Source organism: Streptomyces sp. NPDC058662, assembly GCF_042716255.1.
Lineage (GTDB): Bacteria > Actinomycetota > Actinomycetes > Streptomycetales > Streptomycetaceae > Streptomyces.
Genome location: NZ_JBHXRU010000035.1, coordinates 31,934 through 48,901, shown reverse-complemented (window position 1 = coordinate 48,901; position 16,968 = coordinate 31,934). Strand labels below are relative to the sequence as shown.

The window sequence follows — 16,968 nt, the reverse complement described above, 5'->3', positions numbered from 1 at the left end:
CAGGGCGGCGGGGGGCGCGCGCTGTTGCGGTGACATGTTTGAGCGACACTCAATGTGACTCACTCCATGCCAGCAGGTCAATGATTCCTCGCAGCGAGATAAGGAGTTAGAGTGATGCTCTAACCCATCGACTCAAGAGGTGGTGGATCGGCGTGCGGCTGACCCCTACGGAGCGCGACCGGCTGCTGCTGCGCAGCGCCGCTGAACTGGCCAGGGCCCGGCGGGCCAGGGGCCTGAGGCTCAACGTCCCCGAGGCAACCGCGCTCGTCGCGGACACGGTCTGCGAGGCGGCGCGCGACGGCAAGCGGCTCGCCGAGGCCATCGAGGAGGCCCGGAGCGTCCTCGGTCCCGACGACGTCCTGCCGGGTGTCGCGGACGTGGTCGCCGAGGTGCACGTGGAGGCCGTCTTCGACGACGGCTCCCGCCTCGCCGTCGTCTCCTCCCCGATCCGGGGCGCGCTCCCGCTCGGCGACGACGCCCCCGGCGCGGTCCTGCCCGGCCCGGGCGCACCGCAGCCGGAGCCGGCCCTGCGCCTGCGGGTGCGCAACACCGCCCCCGTCCCGGTCAGCGTCACCTCCCACTTCCACTTCTTCGAGGCCAACCCGCGCCTCGACTTCGACCGGGCCGCGGCCTACGGGATGCGGCTGTGCGTACCGGCCGGCTCGTCCGTGCGCTTCGACCCGCACGGGGAGGGGGAGGTCGGCCTGGTCCCGATCGGCGGCGGCCGCGTGGCCATCGGCTTCGCCGGCCTCGTCGACGGCCCACTGGACGCCCCCGGAGCCAAGGCGCAGGCCCTGGCACGAGCGGCGGCCTGCGGCTACCTGGGCGCCGACACGCCCGCGCACCCCGACGCACCCGCGCACCCCGACGCGCCCGCCCCCGGGCCCCAGGACCCCGCCGCGCCCGCGCACCAGAATCCCGACGCCGGCCAGACCCCGAGCCGCGAGGCCCCGGCCCCCGGCACCACCGAGCACGCGGACGGAGACCGGGCGTGAGCAGGAAGACCCCCCACAGCGACCACTGCGCGCCGGGCAGCCGGCACATCGACCCGCATGAGTACGCCTCCGTCTTCGGCCCCCGCGCCGGCGACCGGGTGCGGCTCGGCGACTCCGGGCTCACCGTCCGGGTGGAGTCCGACGCGCAGAAGCCCGGCGACGAATTCCTCGCCGGCTTCGGCAAGACGGCCCGCGACGGCCTGCACCTGAAGGCCGCCGCCGTCCGCGAGACCTGCGACGTCGTCATCAGCAACGTGCTCGTCATCGACGCCGTGCTCGGTATCCGCAAGGTCTCCATCGGCATCCGCGAGGGCCGCATCCACGCGATCGGCCGCGCCGGCAACCCCGACACACTCGACGGCGTCGACGTGGTCGTCGGCACGGGCACCTCGATCGTCTCCGGCGAGGGCATGATCGCGACGGCCGGCGCCGTGGACACCCACGTCCACCTGCTCTCGCCGCGCATCATGGAGGCGTCGCTCGCCGCCGGCGTCACCACGGTCATCGGCCAGGAGTTCGGCCCCGTCTGGGGCGTCGGCGTCAACTCCCCCTGGGCCCTGAAGCACGCCTTCAACGCCTTCGACGCCTGGCCCGTCAACATCGGCTTCCTCGCCCGCGGGTCCTCCTCGGACGCCGCCCCCCTGGTCGAGGCGCTCGCCGAGGGCGGCGCCTGCGGCTTCAAGGTCCACGAGGACATGGGCGCGCACACCCGCGCCCTGGACACCGCCCTGCGGGTGGCGGAGGAGTACGACGTACAGGTCGCCCTGCACAGTGACGGCCTCAACGAGTGCCTCTCCGTCGAGGACACCCTGCGGGTGCTGGACGGCCGCACCATCCACGCCTTCCACATCGAGGGCTGCGGCGGCGGGCACGTCCCCAACGTGCTCAAGATGGCGGGCGTGCCGAACGTGATCGGCTCCTCCACCAACCCCACCCTGCCCTTCGGCCGGGACGCGGTCGCCGAGCACTACGGCATGATCGTCTCCGTCCACGACCTCAAGCCGGACCTTCCGGGCGACGCCGCCATGGCGCGCGACCGGATCCGAGCGGGCACCATGGGCGCCGAGGACGTGCTGCACGACCTGGGCGCGATCGGCATCACCTCCTCCGACGCCCAGGGCATGGGCCGCGCGGGCGAGACCATCCGCCGCACCTTCGCCATGGCCGCCAAGATGAAGGGCGAACTGGGACCCCTGGCCGGCGACGGCGAGGGCGACGACAACGCCCGCGTCCTGCGCTACATGGCCAAGCTGACCATCAACCCGGCCATCGCCCACGGCCTGTCCCACGAGATCGGCTCCATCGAGGTCGGCAAGCTCGCCGACATCGTGCTGTGGCGCCCCCAGTTCTTCGGCGCCAAACCGCAGCTGGTCCTCAAGTCCGGCTTCCCGGCCTACGGCGTCACCGGTGACCCGAACGCGGCCACCGACACCTGTGAACCCCTCGTCCTCGGGCCGCAGTTCGGCTCGTACGGAGCCACCGCCGCCGACATCTCCGTCGCCTTCGTCTCGGCCGCCTCGGCGGTCCTCGGCGGGGACGGGATGCCGACCCGCCGCCGGCGCGTCGCCGTCCGCGGCACCCGGGGCATCGGGCCGCGGGACCTGCTCCTCAACTCCCGGGTGGGCGCGGTCGATGTGGACGCGCGCAGCGGCCTCGTCTCGCTCGACGGGGAACCGCTGCACTCCGAGGCCGCCGAATCCGTCTCCCTGAACCGCCTGTACTTCCTGTAAGCCGGCACCGCCCGTAAGGACCTCCCGCCATGACCGCACAACCCGAGAACCACGCCACGCCGGCCGCCGCCGGCTTCCGGATGCCCGCCGAGTGGGCCCCCCACGAGCGCACCTGGATGGCGTGGCCCAGCCCCAACCCGACCTTCACCGACGCGCGGGAGCTCGCCGAGGCCCGCGAGGCCTGGGGCGCCGTGGCCCGCGCGGTGAGCGCGTACGAGCCCGTCACGCTCGTGGTCCCGCCCGGCGACGCGGAGGGCGCCCGCGCGCTCGTCGGCGACGAGGTGAGGCTGGTCGAGCGCGAGCTCGACGACGCCTGGATGCGCGACATCGGTCCGACCTTCGTCACCAACGACGCCGGCGAGCTGGCCGCCGTGGACTGGACCTTCAACGGCTGGGGCGCCCAGGAGTGGGCCCGCTGGGACCACGACGCGAAGATCGCCCGGTACGTCTCCGACGTGGCCGGCACCCGGACGTTCAGCACCCCCCTCGTGAACGAGGGCGGCGCCTTCCACGTGGACGGCGAGGGCACCGTACTCCTCACCGACACCGTGCAGCTGGGCGAGGGCCGCAACCCCGGCTGGACCCGCCGGCAGGTGGAGGCCGAGGTCCACGCCCACCTCGGCACCACGAAGGCGATCTGGCTCCCCTACGGCCTGGCCGGCGACTACGGCACCTACGGCACCCAGGGCCATGTCGACATCGTCGCCGCCTTCGCCCGCCCCGGCACGGTCGTGGTCCACACCCAGCCCGACCCGGCCCACCCGGACCACGAGCGCTGCAAGGCCATCGCCGCCCTCCTGCGCGCCTCCACCGACGCCCGCGGCCGGCGGCTGGAGGTCGTGGAGGTCCCGGCGCCGACCGTGCTGGTGGAGGACGGGGAGTGGGTGGACTACTCGTACATCAACCACTACCTCTGCAACGGCGGCGTGGTGCTGTGCGCCTTCGACGACCCCCGTGACGAGGAAGCGGCCGAGATCTTCCGGGACCTGTTCCCCGAGCGGACCGTGACCCTCGTCGACGCACGTACGATTTTCGCCGGGGGTGGCGGTATCCACTGCATCACCCAGCAGCAGCCGAAGGTCTGACCCCGAGGGGGACCGGCGGCCGGACGACGAGGAGTGGCCCATGGCGGCGGGTGGAGTACCGGTACGTGCGGCGCGCAAGAACGCGCCCCCGCGCGAGGACGTACTCGTCGCCGCCATGGCCACGATCGCCGAGCGCGGCCTGGAGGGCCTGACCATGGCCGGCCTGGGCCGCGAGGTCGGCATGAGCAGCGGCCACCTCCTCTACTACTTCCGCAGCAAGGACGAGCTCCTGCTGCAGACCCTGGAGTGGAGCGAGGCGGAGCTGGGCGCCGAACGGCGCGCGCTGCTGTCCCGGCGCGGCCCGGTGGGCGAGCGGCTGCGCGAGTACGTCGACCTGTATGTGCCCACCCGCCCCCGCGACCCGCACTGGACCCTGTGGCTGGAGGTCTGGAACCGCTCGCAGAACGCCGGACCCGAGGAGCGCGACCGGCAGGCCGCCATCGAGGGCGCCTGGCACCGCGACCTGGTGGCGCTGCTCGCCGAGGGCGTCTCGCGCGGCGAGTTCCGCGCGGTGGACGCCGACCGCGTCGCGACCCGGGTCCGGGCCCTGCTGGACGGTTTCAGCATCCAGCTGGCGGTGGGCCTGCCTACCCTGGACCGGTCGTCCATCCTGGCGCACGTCGCGGAGTTCCTCACGGAGACGCTGGCCCCCCAGTAGGGCCCGCCCCGCCGGCGCCGGCGCCGGCGGGGCGGCGCGTGCGGGCGGGCCGGAGACCGCTGCCCGCATCGTGAGATCCGTGTCCGCGCGCGACGGGCTCTGTGGCAGACTGCGGGCGTGCTTGCTCAGCCCATGATTATCGGCAGCAGCGCGCCGGTCCGCACTGACCGCTGAACCGTGGAAGAACTTCGCGGCGGCGGCCATCGTGCCCCAGACCCGCGCGCCGACCTCTCGCACCCGCGAGGGGTTTTTTCGTTTCCCGGCCACCCTGCCGGGGGCGGGCAGCGCGCGATGATGGGGGCAGTGGATCCCGGGTACCCGGAGCCACTCATCCGACAGGAGTCAGATCAGCATGACGACGACAGAGGTCCTCGACGACAGCTTCCATGTCTTCGACACCACGCTGCGCGACGGGGCCCAGCGCGAAGGCATCAACCTCACGGTCGCCGACAAGCTGACGATCGCGCGGCACCTGGACGACTTCGGAGTGGGCTTCATCGAGGGCGGCTGGCCCGGCGCCAACCCCCGTGACACCGAGTTCTTCGCCCGCGCCCGCGCCGAGATCGACTTCAAGCACGCCCAGCTGGTCGCCTTCGGCGCGACCCGGCGGGCCGGCGGCTCGGCCGCCACGGACCCCCAGGTGCGGGCCCTGCTGGAGTCCGGCGCGCCGGTCATCACGCTCGTCGCCAAGTCCCACGACCGCCACGTCGAACTCGCCCTGCGCACCACCCTGGACGAGAACCTGGAGATGGTCCGCGACACCGTCTCCCACCTCGTCGCCCAGGGCCGCCGCGTCTTCGTCGACTGCGAGCACTTCTTCGACGGCTACCGGGCCGACGCCGCGTACGCGAAGGCCGTCGTACGCACCGCGCACGAGGCCGGCGCCGACGTGGTCATCCTCTGCGACACCAACGGCGGCATGCTCCCCGCCCAGGTGACGGCGACCGTCGCGACCGTCCTCGCCGACACCGGCGCCCGCCTGGGCATCCACGCCCAGGACGACACCGGCTGCGCCGTCGCCAACACCCTGGCCGCCGTCGACGCGGGGGCCACCCACGTCCAGTGCACCGCCAACGGCTACGGCGAGCGCGTCGGCAACGCCAACCTCTTCCCCGTCGTGGCCGCCCTGGAGATCAAGTACGGCCGCCAGGTGCTCCCCGAGGGCGCGCTGGCCGAGATGACCCGCATCTCGCACGCCATCGCCGAGGTCGTCAACCTCACCCCCTCCACCCACCAGCCGTACGTGGGTGTCTCGGCCTTCGCGCACAAGGCTGGCCTGCACGCCTCGGCCATCAAGGTCGACCCCGACCTGTACCAGCACATCGACCCCGCGCGGGTCGGCAACACCATGCGCATGCTCGTGTCCGACATGGCCGGCCGCGCCTCCATCGAGCTCAAGGGCAAGGAGCTCGGCGTCGACCTCGGCGGGGACCGCGCGCTGATCTCCCGGGTCGTGGAGCGGGTCAAGGAGCGGGAGCTGCGCGGCTACACGTACGAGGCGGCCGACGCCTCCTTCGAGCTGCTGCTGCGCGCCGAGGCCGAGGGCCGGGCCCGCAAGTACTTCCGCGTCGAGTCCTGGCGGGCCATCGTGGAGGACCGCCCGGACGGCATCCACGCCAACGAGGCCACGGTCAAGCTGTGGGCCAAGGGCGAGCGGATCGTCGCGACGGCGGAGGGCAACGGCCCCGTCAACGCCCTGGACCGGGCCCTGCGGGTGGCACTGGAGCGCTTCTACCCGCAGCTGGCCAAGTTCGAGCTGGTCGACTACAAGGTCCGCATCCTGGAGGGCAAGCACGGCACGGAGTCCACGACCCGGGTGCTGATCGCCACGACGGACGGCGTCCGTGAGTGGTCCACGGTCGGCGTCGCCGAGAACGTGATCGCCGCGTCCTGGCAGGCCCTGGAGGACGCGTTCACCTACGGACTCCTCCACGCGGGCGTGGAGCCGGCCGAGTAGCCGAGGGCGCCGCCGGCCCGGGGAAGCCGGGCCCTTATGTCCCGCTCACACGGGAAAGTACCGGTTCGGGTAGCGTCGTGGTATGAGGACCAGGCTGATATCCGTACGCGTGGGATCGCTGCTGTCCGGTCTGCTGGTGGCCCTGTCGGCGGCCGCCCTCGGAGCCGCGCCGCAGGCGCCGGCCGCCACCGGGACCGCCGCCGTCGCCGAGGCCCTCAGGGAGGGGCCGGTCTACGTCGACCCCCGGGTCCGGGCGCAGTTGCCGCCGGCCGACGCCGACGCGCTCGCGCGGAAGATCGAGGACGCCGGGAAGCCGGTGTTCGTCGCCGTGCTGCCGGCCACCGCCGAGTTCCCGCCGGACCGGGTGCTCGAAGCGGTCCGGGTCCGGACCGGCGTGACGGGTCTCTACGGAATCCGGCTGGGGGAGGGCTTCGACGCCGCCGCCGACCGGGCGGTCATGCCGGGCGACGCCGTGCGCGACCTCAGCGAAGCGGTCAGGACCGGCGGGCCGGTGGACGCGGGCACCCAGCTGAACAACTTCGTCGACCAGGCGCTGGGGCAGGTCCGCGGCGCCGCCCCCGCCTCCTGGGACAGCGCGGGCTCCGCCGAGGGCGCCCCGGTCGGCGGGCTGGCCGTGCTCGGCGCGGTGGCGGTGGTGGGCGGCGGCGGCGCGTACGCCCTGGTCCGCCGGAACCGCAGGAGGAAGGAAGAGGCCCGGCGCGAGGCCGTCGCCCGTCTCGGCGTGGTCGTCGACGAGGACATCACGGCCTTCGGCGAGGAGCTCGAACGCCTCGACTTCCACCCCGGCGAGCCCGGCGCGGACGACGCCATGCGCGAGGACTACGCGCGGGGCCTCGACTCGTACGAGAGGGCCAAGCAGGTCATGGCCTCCGTGCGGCGCCCCGAGGAGGTCCAGGAGGTCACGCGGACGCTGGAGGACGGCCGGTACGCACTGGCATGCCTGGACGCGCGCCGCCGGGGGGAGCCGGTTCCCGAGCGCCGCTCGCCGTGCTTCTTCGATCCCCGGCACGGGCCGAGCGCCGAGGACGCGAGCTGGGCGCCGGCCGGCGGGGCGCCGCGTACGGTCCCGGTCTGCGCGGCGGACGCCGTACGGCTGCGCGACGGCCTGGACCCGGCGGTGCGTACGGTCGACACCGAGCGCGGGCCGCGCCCCTACTACGACGCCGGCCCGGCGTACGGGCCGTGGGCCGGGGGCTACTTCGGCGGCGGCGTCCTGCCCGGGCTGCTCATGGGCACGATGCTCGGTTCGATGATGTCGGGCCCGGCCTACGCCTCCGACTTCGGCGGCGGTTCCGAGGGGGGCGACGCCTCCGGAGGCGACTTCAACCCGTCCGACTTCAGCGGCGGGGACTTCGGCGGCGGCGGGGACTTCGGCGGGGGTGGCGGCTTCGACGGCGGGGGCGGCTTCTAACCGCCCCCGTGGGCCGGTGCCCCGGTCAGGCCTGCTTGACGGCCGAGATGTCGAAGGTCAGCTTCACCTTGTCGCTGACCATCACACCTCCGGCCTCCAGCGCGGCGTTCCAGGTCAGGCCCCAGTCGGAGCGCAGGATCTCGGCCGAGCCCTCGAACCCGACCCGCTCGCTCCCGTAGACGTCGGTGGCGGACCCGTTGAACTCCAGGTCGAGGGAGAGCGGGCGCGTGACGTCCTTGATCGTCAGGTCGCCGGTGATGCGGTAGGTGTCGCCGCCGACGCGGCCGGCCCCGGTGGACCGGAAGGTCATCAGGGGGAAGGTGTCGGCGTCGAAGAAGTCGCCGCCGCGCAGGTGGGCGTCGCGGTCGGCGATGCCCGTGTCCACGGAGCCGGTCCGCACATCGATGACGGCGGTGGAGCGGGAGGGGTCGGCCCCGTCCAGGTGCAGGGCGCCCTCGTGGTCGGCGAAGGAGCCGCGCACGTTGGTCACCATGGCGTGGCGGACGGTGAAGCCGATGCTGCTGTGCGCGGCGTCGATGGCGTAGTCACCGGTGAGCGCGGCCAGGGCGGGGTCCGCTTCGAGCGTGGCGACGGAGCCGGCGGTGCTCTGGACGGGCGCGGCCTGCTGGTTGCGGCGGGTGAAGATTCCCATGACTTCCTCCTCGATAGGTCCCGCGACATCTCGCGACATCCGGGGGGTTGCGAGCTGTTGAAGGTTCAACCACTTCGCTGATTCGAGGCTATGCCGAGTCTGTTCAAATTTCAACTTGTTGTCCCGATGTCGGCCTGATGTGTGGAAGTCCCACAAAGGGCGAAGGTCCCGGCTGGCGGAGTCCGTACTTCCGGGGCCGGTTCTGTACGGGCCGTACAGCGGATCAGTGCTGAGACTGTGCGGTATCAACGGAGGTTTTTGACCGCGCGCTTCGTAAGGTCGGTACATGACCGTTGTGGACCAGACCCCGAGCGAGCCGACGGACGCCCGTGGGCGCGTGGCCGAGCTGCACTCCCTCCGCGAGCAGGCGCGGCGCGGCCCCAGTGACCGCGCGACCGAGACCCAGCACGCCAAGGGCAAGCTCACCGCCCGCGAGCGCATCGCGCTGCTGCTCGACGAAGGTTCCTTCCGGGAGGTCGAGCAGCTGCGCCGCCACCGCGCGACCGGCTTCGGCCTGGAGAACAAGAAGCCCTACACCGACGGTGTCATCACCGGCTGGGGCACCGTCGAGGGCCGCACGGTCTTCGTCTACGCGCACGACTTCCGCATCTTCGGCGGCGCCCTCGGCGAGGCCCACGCCACGAAGATCCACAAGATCATGGACATGGCCATCGCGGCCGGCGCCCCACTGGTCTCCCTGAACGACGGCGCCGGCGCCCGGATCCAGGAGGGCGTCTCCGCCCTCGCCGGCTACGGCGGCATCTTCCAGCGCAACACCAAGGCCTCCGGCGTCATCCCGCAGATCTCGGTCATGCTGGGCCCCTGCGCCGGCGGCGCGGCCTACTCCCCGGCCCTGACGGACTTCGTGTTCATGGTCCGCGAGACCTCGCAGATGTTCATCACCGGCCCGGACGTCGTCCGCGCGGTGACCGGCGAGGAGATCACCCAGAACGGCCTCGGCGGCGCGGACGTGCACGCCGAGACCTCGGGCGTCGCGCACTTCGCGTACGACGACGAGGAGACCTGCATCGCCGAGGTCCGCTACCTCATCACGATGCTGCCGTCCAACAACCGCGAGAACCCGCCCGTCCACGAGACCAACGACCCGGCGGACCGCCGCTCGGAGGTCCTGCTGGACCTGGTGCCCGCGGACGGCAACCGCCCGTACGACATGCTCAAGGTCATCGAGGAGCTCGTCGACGAGGGCGACGTCCTGGAGATCCACGAGCGCTGGGCCCGCAACATCATCTGCGCCCTGGCCCGGCTCGACGGCCAGGTCGTCGGCATCGTCGCCAACCAGCCCGGCCACCTGGCCGGCGTCCTGGACATCCACGCCTCGGAGAAGGCGGCGCGCTTCGTCCAGCTCTGCGACGCCTTCAACATCCCGATCATCACCCTCCTCGACGTCCCCGGCTTCCTGCCGGGCGTCGACCAGGAGCACGGCGGCATCATCCGCCACGGCGCCAAGCTGCTGTACGCGTACTGCAACGCCACCGTCCCGCGGATCTCGCTGATCCTGCGCAAGGCCTACGGCGGCGCGTACATCGTCATGGACTCCCAGTCCATCGGCGCCGACATCACCTACGCCTGGCCCACCAACGAGATCGCCGTCATGGGCGCCGAGGGTGCCGCCAACGTCATCTTCCGCAAGCAGATCGCGGACGCCGAGGACCCCGAGGCCATGCGCACCCGCATGGTCAAGGAGTACAAGGCCGAGCTGATGCACCCCTACTACGCGGCCGAGCGAGGCCTCGTCGACGACGTCATCGACCCCGCCGAGACCCGCGGAGTCCTCGTCAGCGCCCTCGCGATGCTCCGCAACAAGCACGCCGACCTGCCGTCGCGCAAGCACGGCAACCCGCCGCAGTAAAAGGAGACCTGCCAACGATGAGCATTGCCACCGACACCCTGCTGCGCGTCGAGAAGGGCCACGCCGAGCCGGAGGAGCTGGCCGCGATCACCGCCATCCTGCTCGCCCGCGCCGCCGCCACCCCCGAGGACGCCTCGGCCCGCACGGGCCGCTCGCAGGCCGGCTGGCGCCGCCTGGAGCGCACGCCCGGCTTCCGGGCGCCGCACAGCTGGCAGGGCTGAGTCCCGAGCACGACCGAAGGCCCCGCACCCGTCTCCCGGGCGCGGGGCCTTCGCGCTGTCCGGACCCACGGCTCCACGCCCCGCGCCCACGGCCCGCGCCCGCGCCTCCCGCCCCCGCCTCCCGGCGGACGGCGAAGGCCCCCCGGTCCGTGACACGGGGGGCCTTTCGGAAGCCTTCGGCGGCGCGGAGCAGCCTCTTACCGCAGCCGGGCCATGAGGGCGTGTTCGACGAGGGTGATGAGGGCGCTCTTGGCGTCGGCGCGGTGGCGGGCGTCGGTGGTGATGATGGGGGCGTCGGGGCCGATCTGGAGGGCTTCGCGGACTTCTTCGGGGGTGTAGGGCTGGTGTCCTTCGAAGCCGTTGAGGGCGATGACGAAGGGCAGGCCGCTGTTCTCGAAGTAGTCGACGGCGGGGAAGCAGTCGGCGAGGCGGCGGGTGTCGACGAGGACGATGGCGCCGATGGCGCCGCGGACGAGGTCGTCCCACATGAACCAGAAGCGGTCCTGGCCGGGTGTACCGAAGAGGTACAGGATCAGGTCCTGGTCGAGGGTGATGCGCCCGAAGTCCATGGCGACGGTGGTGGTCGTCTTGTCACCGGTGTGGGTGAGGTCGTCGATTCCTGCCGAGGCGGAGGTCATGACGGCTTCGGTGCGCAGCGGGTTGATCTCGGAGACGGCGCCGACGAACGTGGTCTTGCCCACGCCGAAGCCGCCCGCCACCACGATCTTCGCGGAGGTGGTGGAGCGGGGAGCCGCTCCGCCGTTAGAGCTTGCGAAGTCCACTGAGCACCCTTTCGAGCAGTGTCACATCTGGCTGGCCGCCGGCAGACTCGTCGCCGCCGGGCTGATGAATGGCGACAAGGCCCGCCTCCGCCAAGTCGGCGACGAGGATGCGGGCGACACCAAGAGGAATGGAGAGAAGTGCCGAGATCTCCGCGACGGATTTGATCTCCTGGCACAGGCGGCAGATGCGCTGGTGCTCGGGCAACTGCCCTTGCAGGCGCGCGGGGTCCGCCGTGGTACTGACCAGCGCCTCGATGGCGAGCTGGTAACGCGGCCGGGTCCGGCCGCCGGTCATCGCGTACGGACGCACCAGCGGGTTGTGCGCCTTCGGAGCGGGCTGCCGCGCGGCGCGCGGCGGCTGCTGCTGCGAAGGTACGTGGGGCTGCTGCGGCTGGCCGTACGGCTGCTGCTGGTAGGGATTGTGCTCCTGGACGGGCCGGCTGGGAGCAGACGGGAAGTTGAAGCGGTTCTGGTCGTGCCCACCCTGCGGCTGCTGTGCGCCGCCATAGGGATGTCCTCCGGGTGTTGTCACGTCTCCTCCTCCGACTCCAAATGCGCAGTACTCCCTGTGGAACCGCGCCACCGCACCCTATGGTGCGATGGCGCGAAACGCACTGCCTGTCTGTTAGTTGAGAAGGCTGCCCTGCAGTTCCGCGCGCAGGTCCGGGGTGAGGACGCTGCCCGCGCGGTCCACCAGAAGAGCCATCTCGTAGCCCACGAGGCCGATGTCGCACTCGGGGTGCGCCAGTACCGCGAGGGACGATCCGTCGGAGACGGACATGAGGAACAGGAACCCCCGGTCCATCTCGACCACGGTCTGGTTGACGGCGCCGCCCTCGAAGATGCGGGAGGCGCCGGCGGTCAGCGAGGTCAGTCCGGAGGCCACGGCCGACAGTTGGTCGGCGCGGTCCCGCGGAAACCCGTCGGACATCGCCAGAAGCAGTCCGTCGGCGGAGACCACCACGGTGTGGGACACCCCAGGGGTGTTGTCCACGAAGTTGGTGATCAACCAGTTCAGGTTCTGTGCCGCCTGGCTCATCGGGCTCACACTAACGCTCCTGGTCATAGCTGTTACTTGACTGCTCAGAACCCGCATTGCGTCCCTGCTGGACACCCCGCCGCAGGTTGCTCAACCTGCCGCGGACGTCCTCCGGAGCGCGGGAGACCTGGGGGCCGCCCTGCGGGGTCGTCTCCGCCACGCCCTCGACCAGGTTGGCCTTGGGCACCCGCCGAGGGAGACCGGAGGGGGTGACCCCGCCGGCCTTCGGCTCACGGAGTTTTCCGGCCTGCTGCCAGCGCTCGTCGTTGCGTGAACGCCAAGCCGCCGTGCCTTCCGTCTCCTCCGGGGACCGCTCCGGTTCAGCGGGCGTCTGCTGACGCTTGGGCCGCTGCTCGAAGAGGGATCCGGCGGACTCCGCTTCCTGCTGTGCCGGCTGCCACTGCTGCTGGCTGCCGCGGCGCGGCAGTCCCGCTCCGGTCACCTGGTGACCGGTGTCGGCAGCGGCTTCCGGACGGTCGAAGCCTACGCGCTCCGGGGCTGCTTCGGGACCGGCCGGGGATTCCGATTCGGTCCCGTAATCCTGCTGGTAGCCAGCGGGATACGTGTTCTGCTCGGGCCACTGGGCCTGCTCGGGCCGGGCTTCGTAGCCGCCGTCGTAGGACGGGGCGGCCTGCGGCTGGTCCTGGTAGCCCGCTTCCGGATAAGCGTAGTCCTGCTGCGCGTATCCCTCGTAGCCCTGCTGGGCCCCCGGAGCCTCGTACGAGCCGTTGTAGCCCTGCTCGGGCTGCTGCTCGTACCCCTGGTACTGCTGGTACCCGTGCTCCGGCTGGGGTTCCGGATAGTCCTGGGCGGCGGGCTCGGCGTACTGCTCCTGACCCTGCGGGAAGCCGACCTGCGCCTCCAGGGACGCCCGGCGCTCCTCGCGGCCCAGGGACCGCACGACCGGGTCGACCGACGGGCCCGAGGAGCCCGGGGCGTCGTAGCGCGAGTCGTCGAAGCCGAGCTCCGCGGCGGTGCGCAGCGGGGCGGCCTGCTGGCTCCGCTGCTCCGGGATGATCGAGGAGACCGTGAAGTCGTCGTCCGGTACGCCCTCGCCACCGCCACCGTGGGTGATGGCGTCGGGGAGCATGACCAGCGAGGTGGTGCCGGCCGCCTCGCCCGAGGGGCGCAGCTGGACGCGGATGCTGTGCCGGTCCGCCAGCCGGCCGACCACGAACAGACCCATGCGCTGCGAGATCGCGGCGTCCACGGTCGGCGGGTTGGCCAGCTTGTGGTTGATGTCCGCGAAGTCCTCGGCGGTGAGGCCGATGCCCTTGTCGTGGATCTCGACCATCACGCGGCCGTCGGGCAGCCGGGTGGCGTTGACGCGGACCTTGGTCTGCGGGGAGGAGAACGTGGTGGCGTTCTCCAGGAGCTCGGCGAGGAGGTGCACGAGGTCGGTCACGGCCTGGCCGTGGATCTCGGCGTCGGAGACGCCGGAGAGCTCGATGCGCTCGTACTGCTCCACCTCGGAGGAGGCGGCGCGCAGCACGTCGACGAGGGGCACCGGCTGGTCCCAGCGGCGGCCCGGGTTCTCACCCGCGAGGATGAGGAGGTTCTCGCCGTTGCGGCGCATACGGGTGGCCAGGTGGTCCAGGCGGAAGAGGTTCTCCAGCTGGTCCGGGTCCGCCTCGTTGTTCTCCAGGTCGGTGATGAGGGTCAGCTGGCCCTCGATCAGCGACTGGTTGCGCATGGAGAGGTTCGTGAAGATCGCGTTGACGTTCCCTCGCAGGAGGGCCTGCTCGGCCGCGAGCCGTACCGCTTCCCGGTGGACCTGGTCGAAGGCGCGCGCGACCTCGCCGATCTCGTCCCGGGAGTCGATCGGGATCGGCAGGACGCGGGTGTCGACCTTGCCGGGATCGGTGCGGGAGAGCTGGTCGACGAGCATCGGCAGGCGCTGCTCGGCGATGTCGAAGGCGGCGCCGCGCAGGCGGCGCATCGCGCGGCCCATCTGGCGGGCCATGAGACCCGCCAGGATGAAGGCGGCGAGCAGGGCCACGACGACGATGGCGCCGTTGACGATGGCGTCGTTGCGGGCCTCGTCGGAGATCGCGACGGCGTCCTTGATGGCCTTGTCGAGGAGTTCCTTCTCGATCTGGTCGTAGCCGTCGAACTTCGCGGTGGCGGCGTACTGCCAGAACTGCGGCGTGGTGCCGTTCCTGGCGAGCGTGGTGTTCTTCTCGCCGCTGGCGATGGCGTCGGTCATGCCCAGCAGCGCCGAGTCGTTGATGACCGGCGGGGCCTTGAACTCCTTGCCCGCGAGTTCGGCCTGGCCCTTGGCGTCGGCGAGCGCTGCGGCTCCGTCCTTCGTCTTCTGGGCCATGACCTCCTTGAGGCGGGCGGTGTCCTCCTCGGTGCCCGCGGCGACGTACTCGCCGATGGCGATCTCTTCGAGGTAGGCGTACGAGGAGAAGGCGACGAGCTGCGACTTGCGGATGTTCTCGTCGGGGTTGGGCCGCACCAGGAGGTGGGTGCCGACGGACCGCTGCAGCGAGTTGGCCGCCTTGGCCAGCTGGATCGCGTAGACCATGCGGCCGTACGAGGTCACGTTGCCGGTGCCGAGGCCGAGCTCGTTGGCGAACTGCATGAGGTAGTGCTGGACCAGCACATAGCCCTCTTCGGTCGGGATGGGACCGGGCAGGGTCGGCAGGTTCTTCTTGGCGCTCTCGCGGGCCTGGACGTAGGCGTTCTCGCGGACGAGCTTCAGCTTCGGCTCGTCCGTGCGGAAGAGGGCGAGGCGGCGGTCCAGGCCCTGCTTGTCGGGCATGTCCTGGACGGCCTGGTCGAACTTCACCTTGGCGGCGTCGGTGGCCCCGTAGGCCTTGGTGACGACCTCGCTCTTGGTGTCGCCGCTCAGCAGGGGCGCGGCCGTCAGGTCGCGCTCGTTGAGCAGCGCCTGGCTGTACTCGGAGGCGGCCTGGACGACCTTGGCTATCTTCTCGGCGTCCTTGGCCTCGTTCCAGGTGTCGATGGAGCCCTTCACCTGGAAGCCGCCCATGACCAGACCCACCAGGGCGGGGACGAGCAGGATCGCGTTCAGACGGGTCGGCACACGCCAGTTGCGGGGCGAGAACCTGCTGGTGCTCCCGCTGCTCGCGGGCGGATCCACGGGCACGTCGACGGGCGACGCGGCCGCTCGCGGCGGCGGGGTGAAGTTGCCACGCGCGGGTTCATCCGCGGGGCTTGAGTTGCTTCGCCTCACTCGACCAACAACCTCTCGGCGGTGCTACTAGCTAGTTCGTTGAATTCCAGCACGGGTGACTGCTGTGTTCCAAACAGTTGAATTCGGCGCGGCCCAGAGCCTTATGCCCCACATAAATCGGACATAAAGAGCGTCCTGCAGCAAAAATGAGGGGAGTTGTGCGCGTAGCGGTACCAACCGAACGCACCGGGTGGCCGATCGGCGGCAATTGTCTGTCGAAACGTTATGAACGACGGGGGCGGGCCGTGTCGGAAGACACAGCCCGCCCCTCCCGCACGGCAGGTACGGCCCCGCTACTTGAGCCGGGCCATGAGGGCGTGTTCGACGAGGGTGATGAGGGCGCTCTTGGCGTCGGCACGGTGGCGGGCGTCGGTGGTGATGATGGGGGCGTCGGGGCCGATCTGGAGGGCTTCGCGGACTTCTTCGGGGGTGTAGGGCTGGTGTCCTTCGAAGCCGTTGAGGGCGATGACGAAGGGCAGGCCGCTGTTCTCGAAGTAGTCGACGGCGGGGAAGCAGTCGGCGAGGCGGCGGGTGTCGACGAGGACGATGGCGCCGATGGCGCCGCGGACGAGGTCGTCCCACATGAACCAGAAGCGGTCCTGGCCGGGTGTACCGAAGAGGTACAGGATCAGGTCCTGGTCGAGGGTGATGCGCCCGAAGTCCATGGCGACGGTGGTGGTCGTCTTGTCACCGGTGTGGGTGAGGTCGTCGATTCCTGCCGAGGCGGAGGTCATGACGGCTTCGGTGCGCAGCGGGTTGATCTCGGAGACGGCGCCGACGAACGTGGTCTTGCCCACGCCGAAGCCGCCCGCCACCACGATCTTCGCGGAGGTGGTGGAGCGGGGAGCCGCTCCGCCGTTAGAGCTTGCGAAGTCCACTGAGCACCCTTTCGAGCAGTGTCACGTCCGGCGTGCCGCCGGCCTCTCCATTGCCCGGCTGGTGGATGGCCACCATTCCGGCCTCCGCCAGGTCGGCGACGAGGATCCGGGCGACACCGAGCGGCATCGACAGCAGTGCGGAGACCTCCGCGACCGACTTCACCTCGCGGCACAGCGTGCAGATGCGCTGGTGCTCCGGGAGGAGGCCGGACAGGTGCATCGGATCGGCCGTGGTGCTGACCAGGGCCTCGATGGCGAGCTGGTAGCGGGGCCGGGTCCGGCCGCCGGTCATCGCGTACGGACGCACCAGCGGCTGGTCGCCTTCCGAGTACGAGTCTCCGTACGCGTCGGGATAGGCGGGGGGCGGGGTCATTGATCCTCCGGGCTGGACAGCAGTGGTCAGCGTGCCGTCTGACGGGGCGGCCGGTGGGGGGCGTAATGACGGCCTGTCGGGGGTACTGGGTTCC

At 71.4% G+C, this 16,968-nt stretch carries 15 protein-coding genes; 8 read left to right on the top strand and 7 right to left on the bottom strand.

The window, feature by feature from the left end; genetic code table 11:
* The first annotated feature begins 152 nt into the window (after positions 1 to 152).
* From ureA to ACFWUQ_RS15395, 6 genes are all read left to right on the top strand, one after another.
* The gene (gene ureA / locus ACFWUQ_RS15420; protein ID WP_384537993.1) at positions 153 to 995 is read left to right on the top strand and encodes an urease subunit gamma; all 843 of its coding nucleotides are present in this window, start codon (positions 153 to 155) and stop codon (positions 993 to 995) included.
* The gene (locus ACFWUQ_RS15415) at positions 992 to 2,725 is read left to right on the top strand and encodes an urease subunit alpha (protein ID WP_384537990.1); all 1,734 of its coding nucleotides are present in this window, start codon (positions 992 to 994) and stop codon (positions 2,723 to 2,725) included. Before ureA ends, ACFWUQ_RS15415 begins: the two co-directional genes overlap by 4 nt.
* Before the next feature lie 29 nt (positions 2,726 to 2,754).
* A complete protein-coding gene (locus ACFWUQ_RS15410; RefSeq protein WP_384537987.1) occupies positions 2,755 to 3,810 on the top strand; it encodes an agmatine/peptidylarginine deiminase in 1,056 nt (351 codons plus the stop codon).
* Positions 3,811 to 3,850: 40 nt separating this feature from the next.
* The gene (locus ACFWUQ_RS15405) at positions 3,851 to 4,468 is read left to right on the top strand and encodes a TetR/AcrR family transcriptional regulator (protein ID WP_384537984.1); all 618 of its coding nucleotides are present in this window, start codon (positions 3,851 to 3,853) and stop codon (positions 4,466 to 4,468) included.
* Between the two features lie 352 nt (positions 4,469 to 4,820).
* Entirely contained in the window at positions 4,821 to 6,425 is a 1,605-nt protein-coding gene (gene cimA, locus ACFWUQ_RS15400) for a citramalate synthase (protein ID WP_384537981.1), read from the top strand.
* A gap of 82 nt (positions 6,426 to 6,507) precedes the next feature.
* Positions 6,508 to 7,857, top strand: a complete 1,350-nt coding sequence (locus ACFWUQ_RS15395; protein WP_384537979.1) for a hypothetical protein — start codon at positions 6,508 to 6,510, stop codon at positions 7,855 to 7,857.
* A gap of 25 nt (positions 7,858 to 7,882) precedes the next feature.
* Here the strand turns inward: ACFWUQ_RS15395 and ACFWUQ_RS15390 are convergent, their stop codons facing one another.
* Entirely contained in the window at positions 7,883 to 8,509 is a 627-nt protein-coding gene (locus ACFWUQ_RS15390; RefSeq protein ID WP_384537976.1) for a YceI family protein, read from the bottom strand.
* Between the two features lie 286 nt (positions 8,510 to 8,795).
* Between ACFWUQ_RS15390 and ACFWUQ_RS15385 the strand changes: the two genes are divergently transcribed.
* Both ACFWUQ_RS15385 and ACFWUQ_RS15380 read left to right on the top strand, forming a co-directional pair.
* The gene (locus ACFWUQ_RS15385; protein WP_384537972.1) at positions 8,796 to 10,379 is read left to right on the top strand and encodes an acyl-CoA carboxylase subunit beta; all 1,584 of its coding nucleotides are present in this window, start codon (positions 8,796 to 8,798) and stop codon (positions 10,377 to 10,379) included.
* Positions 10,380 to 10,396: 17 nt separating this feature from the next.
* Complete coding sequence (locus ACFWUQ_RS15380) at positions 10,397 to 10,600, top strand: acyl-CoA carboxylase subunit epsilon (RefSeq protein ID WP_384537969.1); 204 nt, start codon at positions 10,397 to 10,399, stop codon at positions 10,598 to 10,600.
* A gap of 197 nt (positions 10,601 to 10,797) precedes the next feature.
* Here ACFWUQ_RS15380 and ACFWUQ_RS15375 read toward each other — a convergent pair whose 3' ends face one another.
* The 6 genes from ACFWUQ_RS15375 to ACFWUQ_RS15350 form a co-directional block, all read right to left on the bottom strand.
* Positions 10,798 to 11,382 (bottom strand): ATP/GTP-binding protein, encoded by a 585-nt coding sequence (locus tag ACFWUQ_RS15375; protein ID WP_109781528.1) that lies wholly within the window; start codon positions 11,380 to 11,382, stop codon positions 10,798 to 10,800.
* Positions 11,363 to 11,914: a DUF742 domain-containing protein gene (locus ACFWUQ_RS15370; RefSeq protein ID WP_384537966.1), complete on the bottom strand. Its 552-nt coding sequence runs from the start codon at positions 11,912 to 11,914 to the stop codon at positions 11,363 to 11,365. The genes ACFWUQ_RS15375 and ACFWUQ_RS15370 overlap by 20 nt, the downstream gene beginning before the upstream one ends.
* Positions 11,915 to 12,007: 93 nt before the next feature.
* A complete protein-coding gene (locus ACFWUQ_RS15365; protein ID WP_267717653.1) occupies positions 12,008 to 12,421 on the bottom strand; it encodes a roadblock/LC7 domain-containing protein in 414 nt (137 codons plus the stop codon).
* 10 nt (positions 12,422 to 12,431) lie between these two features.
* The gene (locus tag ACFWUQ_RS15360; protein WP_384537963.1) at positions 12,432 to 15,623 is read right to left on the bottom strand and encodes a nitrate- and nitrite sensing domain-containing protein; all 3,192 of its coding nucleotides are present in this window, start codon (positions 15,621 to 15,623) and stop codon (positions 12,432 to 12,434) included.
* A 293-nt stretch (positions 15,624 to 15,916) separates the two neighbouring features.
* Entirely contained in the window at positions 15,917 to 16,501 is a 585-nt protein-coding gene (locus ACFWUQ_RS15355; protein WP_384537961.1) for an ATP/GTP-binding protein, read from the bottom strand.
* Complete coding sequence (locus ACFWUQ_RS15350) at positions 16,482 to 16,874, bottom strand: DUF742 domain-containing protein (protein WP_007266775.1); 393 nt, start codon at positions 16,872 to 16,874, stop codon at positions 16,482 to 16,484. The genes ACFWUQ_RS15355 and ACFWUQ_RS15350 overlap by 20 nt, the downstream gene beginning before the upstream one ends.
* Between the last annotated feature and the right edge of the window lie 94 nt (positions 16,875 to 16,968).

Excerpts from the sequence above, each read along its gene's own strand:
- ACFWUQ_RS15410 (WP_384537987.1), top strand. The coding sequence starts at position 2,755 with ATGACCGCACAACCCGAGAACCACGCCACGCCGGCCGCCGCCGGCTTC.
- ACFWUQ_RS15405 (WP_384537984.1), top strand. The coding sequence starts at position 3,851 with ATGGCGGCGGGTGGAGTACCGGTACGTGCGGCGCGCAAGAACGCGCCC.
- cimA (WP_384537981.1), top strand. The coding sequence starts at position 4,821 with ATGACGACGACAGAGGTCCTCGACGACAGCTTCCATGTCTTCGACACC.
- ACFWUQ_RS15395 (WP_384537979.1), top strand. The coding sequence starts at position 6,508 with ATGAGGACCAGGCTGATATCCGTACGCGTGGGATCGCTGCTGTCCGGT.
- ACFWUQ_RS15390 (WP_384537976.1), bottom strand. The coding sequence starts at position 8,509 with ATGGGAATCTTCACCCGCCGCAACCAGCAGGCCGCGCCCGTCCAGAGC.
- ACFWUQ_RS15385 (WP_384537972.1), top strand. The coding sequence starts at position 8,796 with ATGACCGTTGTGGACCAGACCCCGAGCGAGCCGACGGACGCCCGTGGG.
- ACFWUQ_RS15380 (WP_384537969.1), top strand. The coding sequence starts at position 10,397 with ATGAGCATTGCCACCGACACCCTGCTGCGCGTCGAGAAGGGCCACGCC.
- ACFWUQ_RS15365 (WP_267717653.1), bottom strand. The coding sequence starts at position 12,421 with ATGAGCCAGGCGGCACAGAACCTGAACTGGTTGATCACCAACTTCGTG.
- ACFWUQ_RS15350 (WP_007266775.1), bottom strand. The coding sequence starts at position 16,874 with ATGACCCCGCCCCCCGCCTATCCCGACGCGTACGGAGACTCGTACTCG.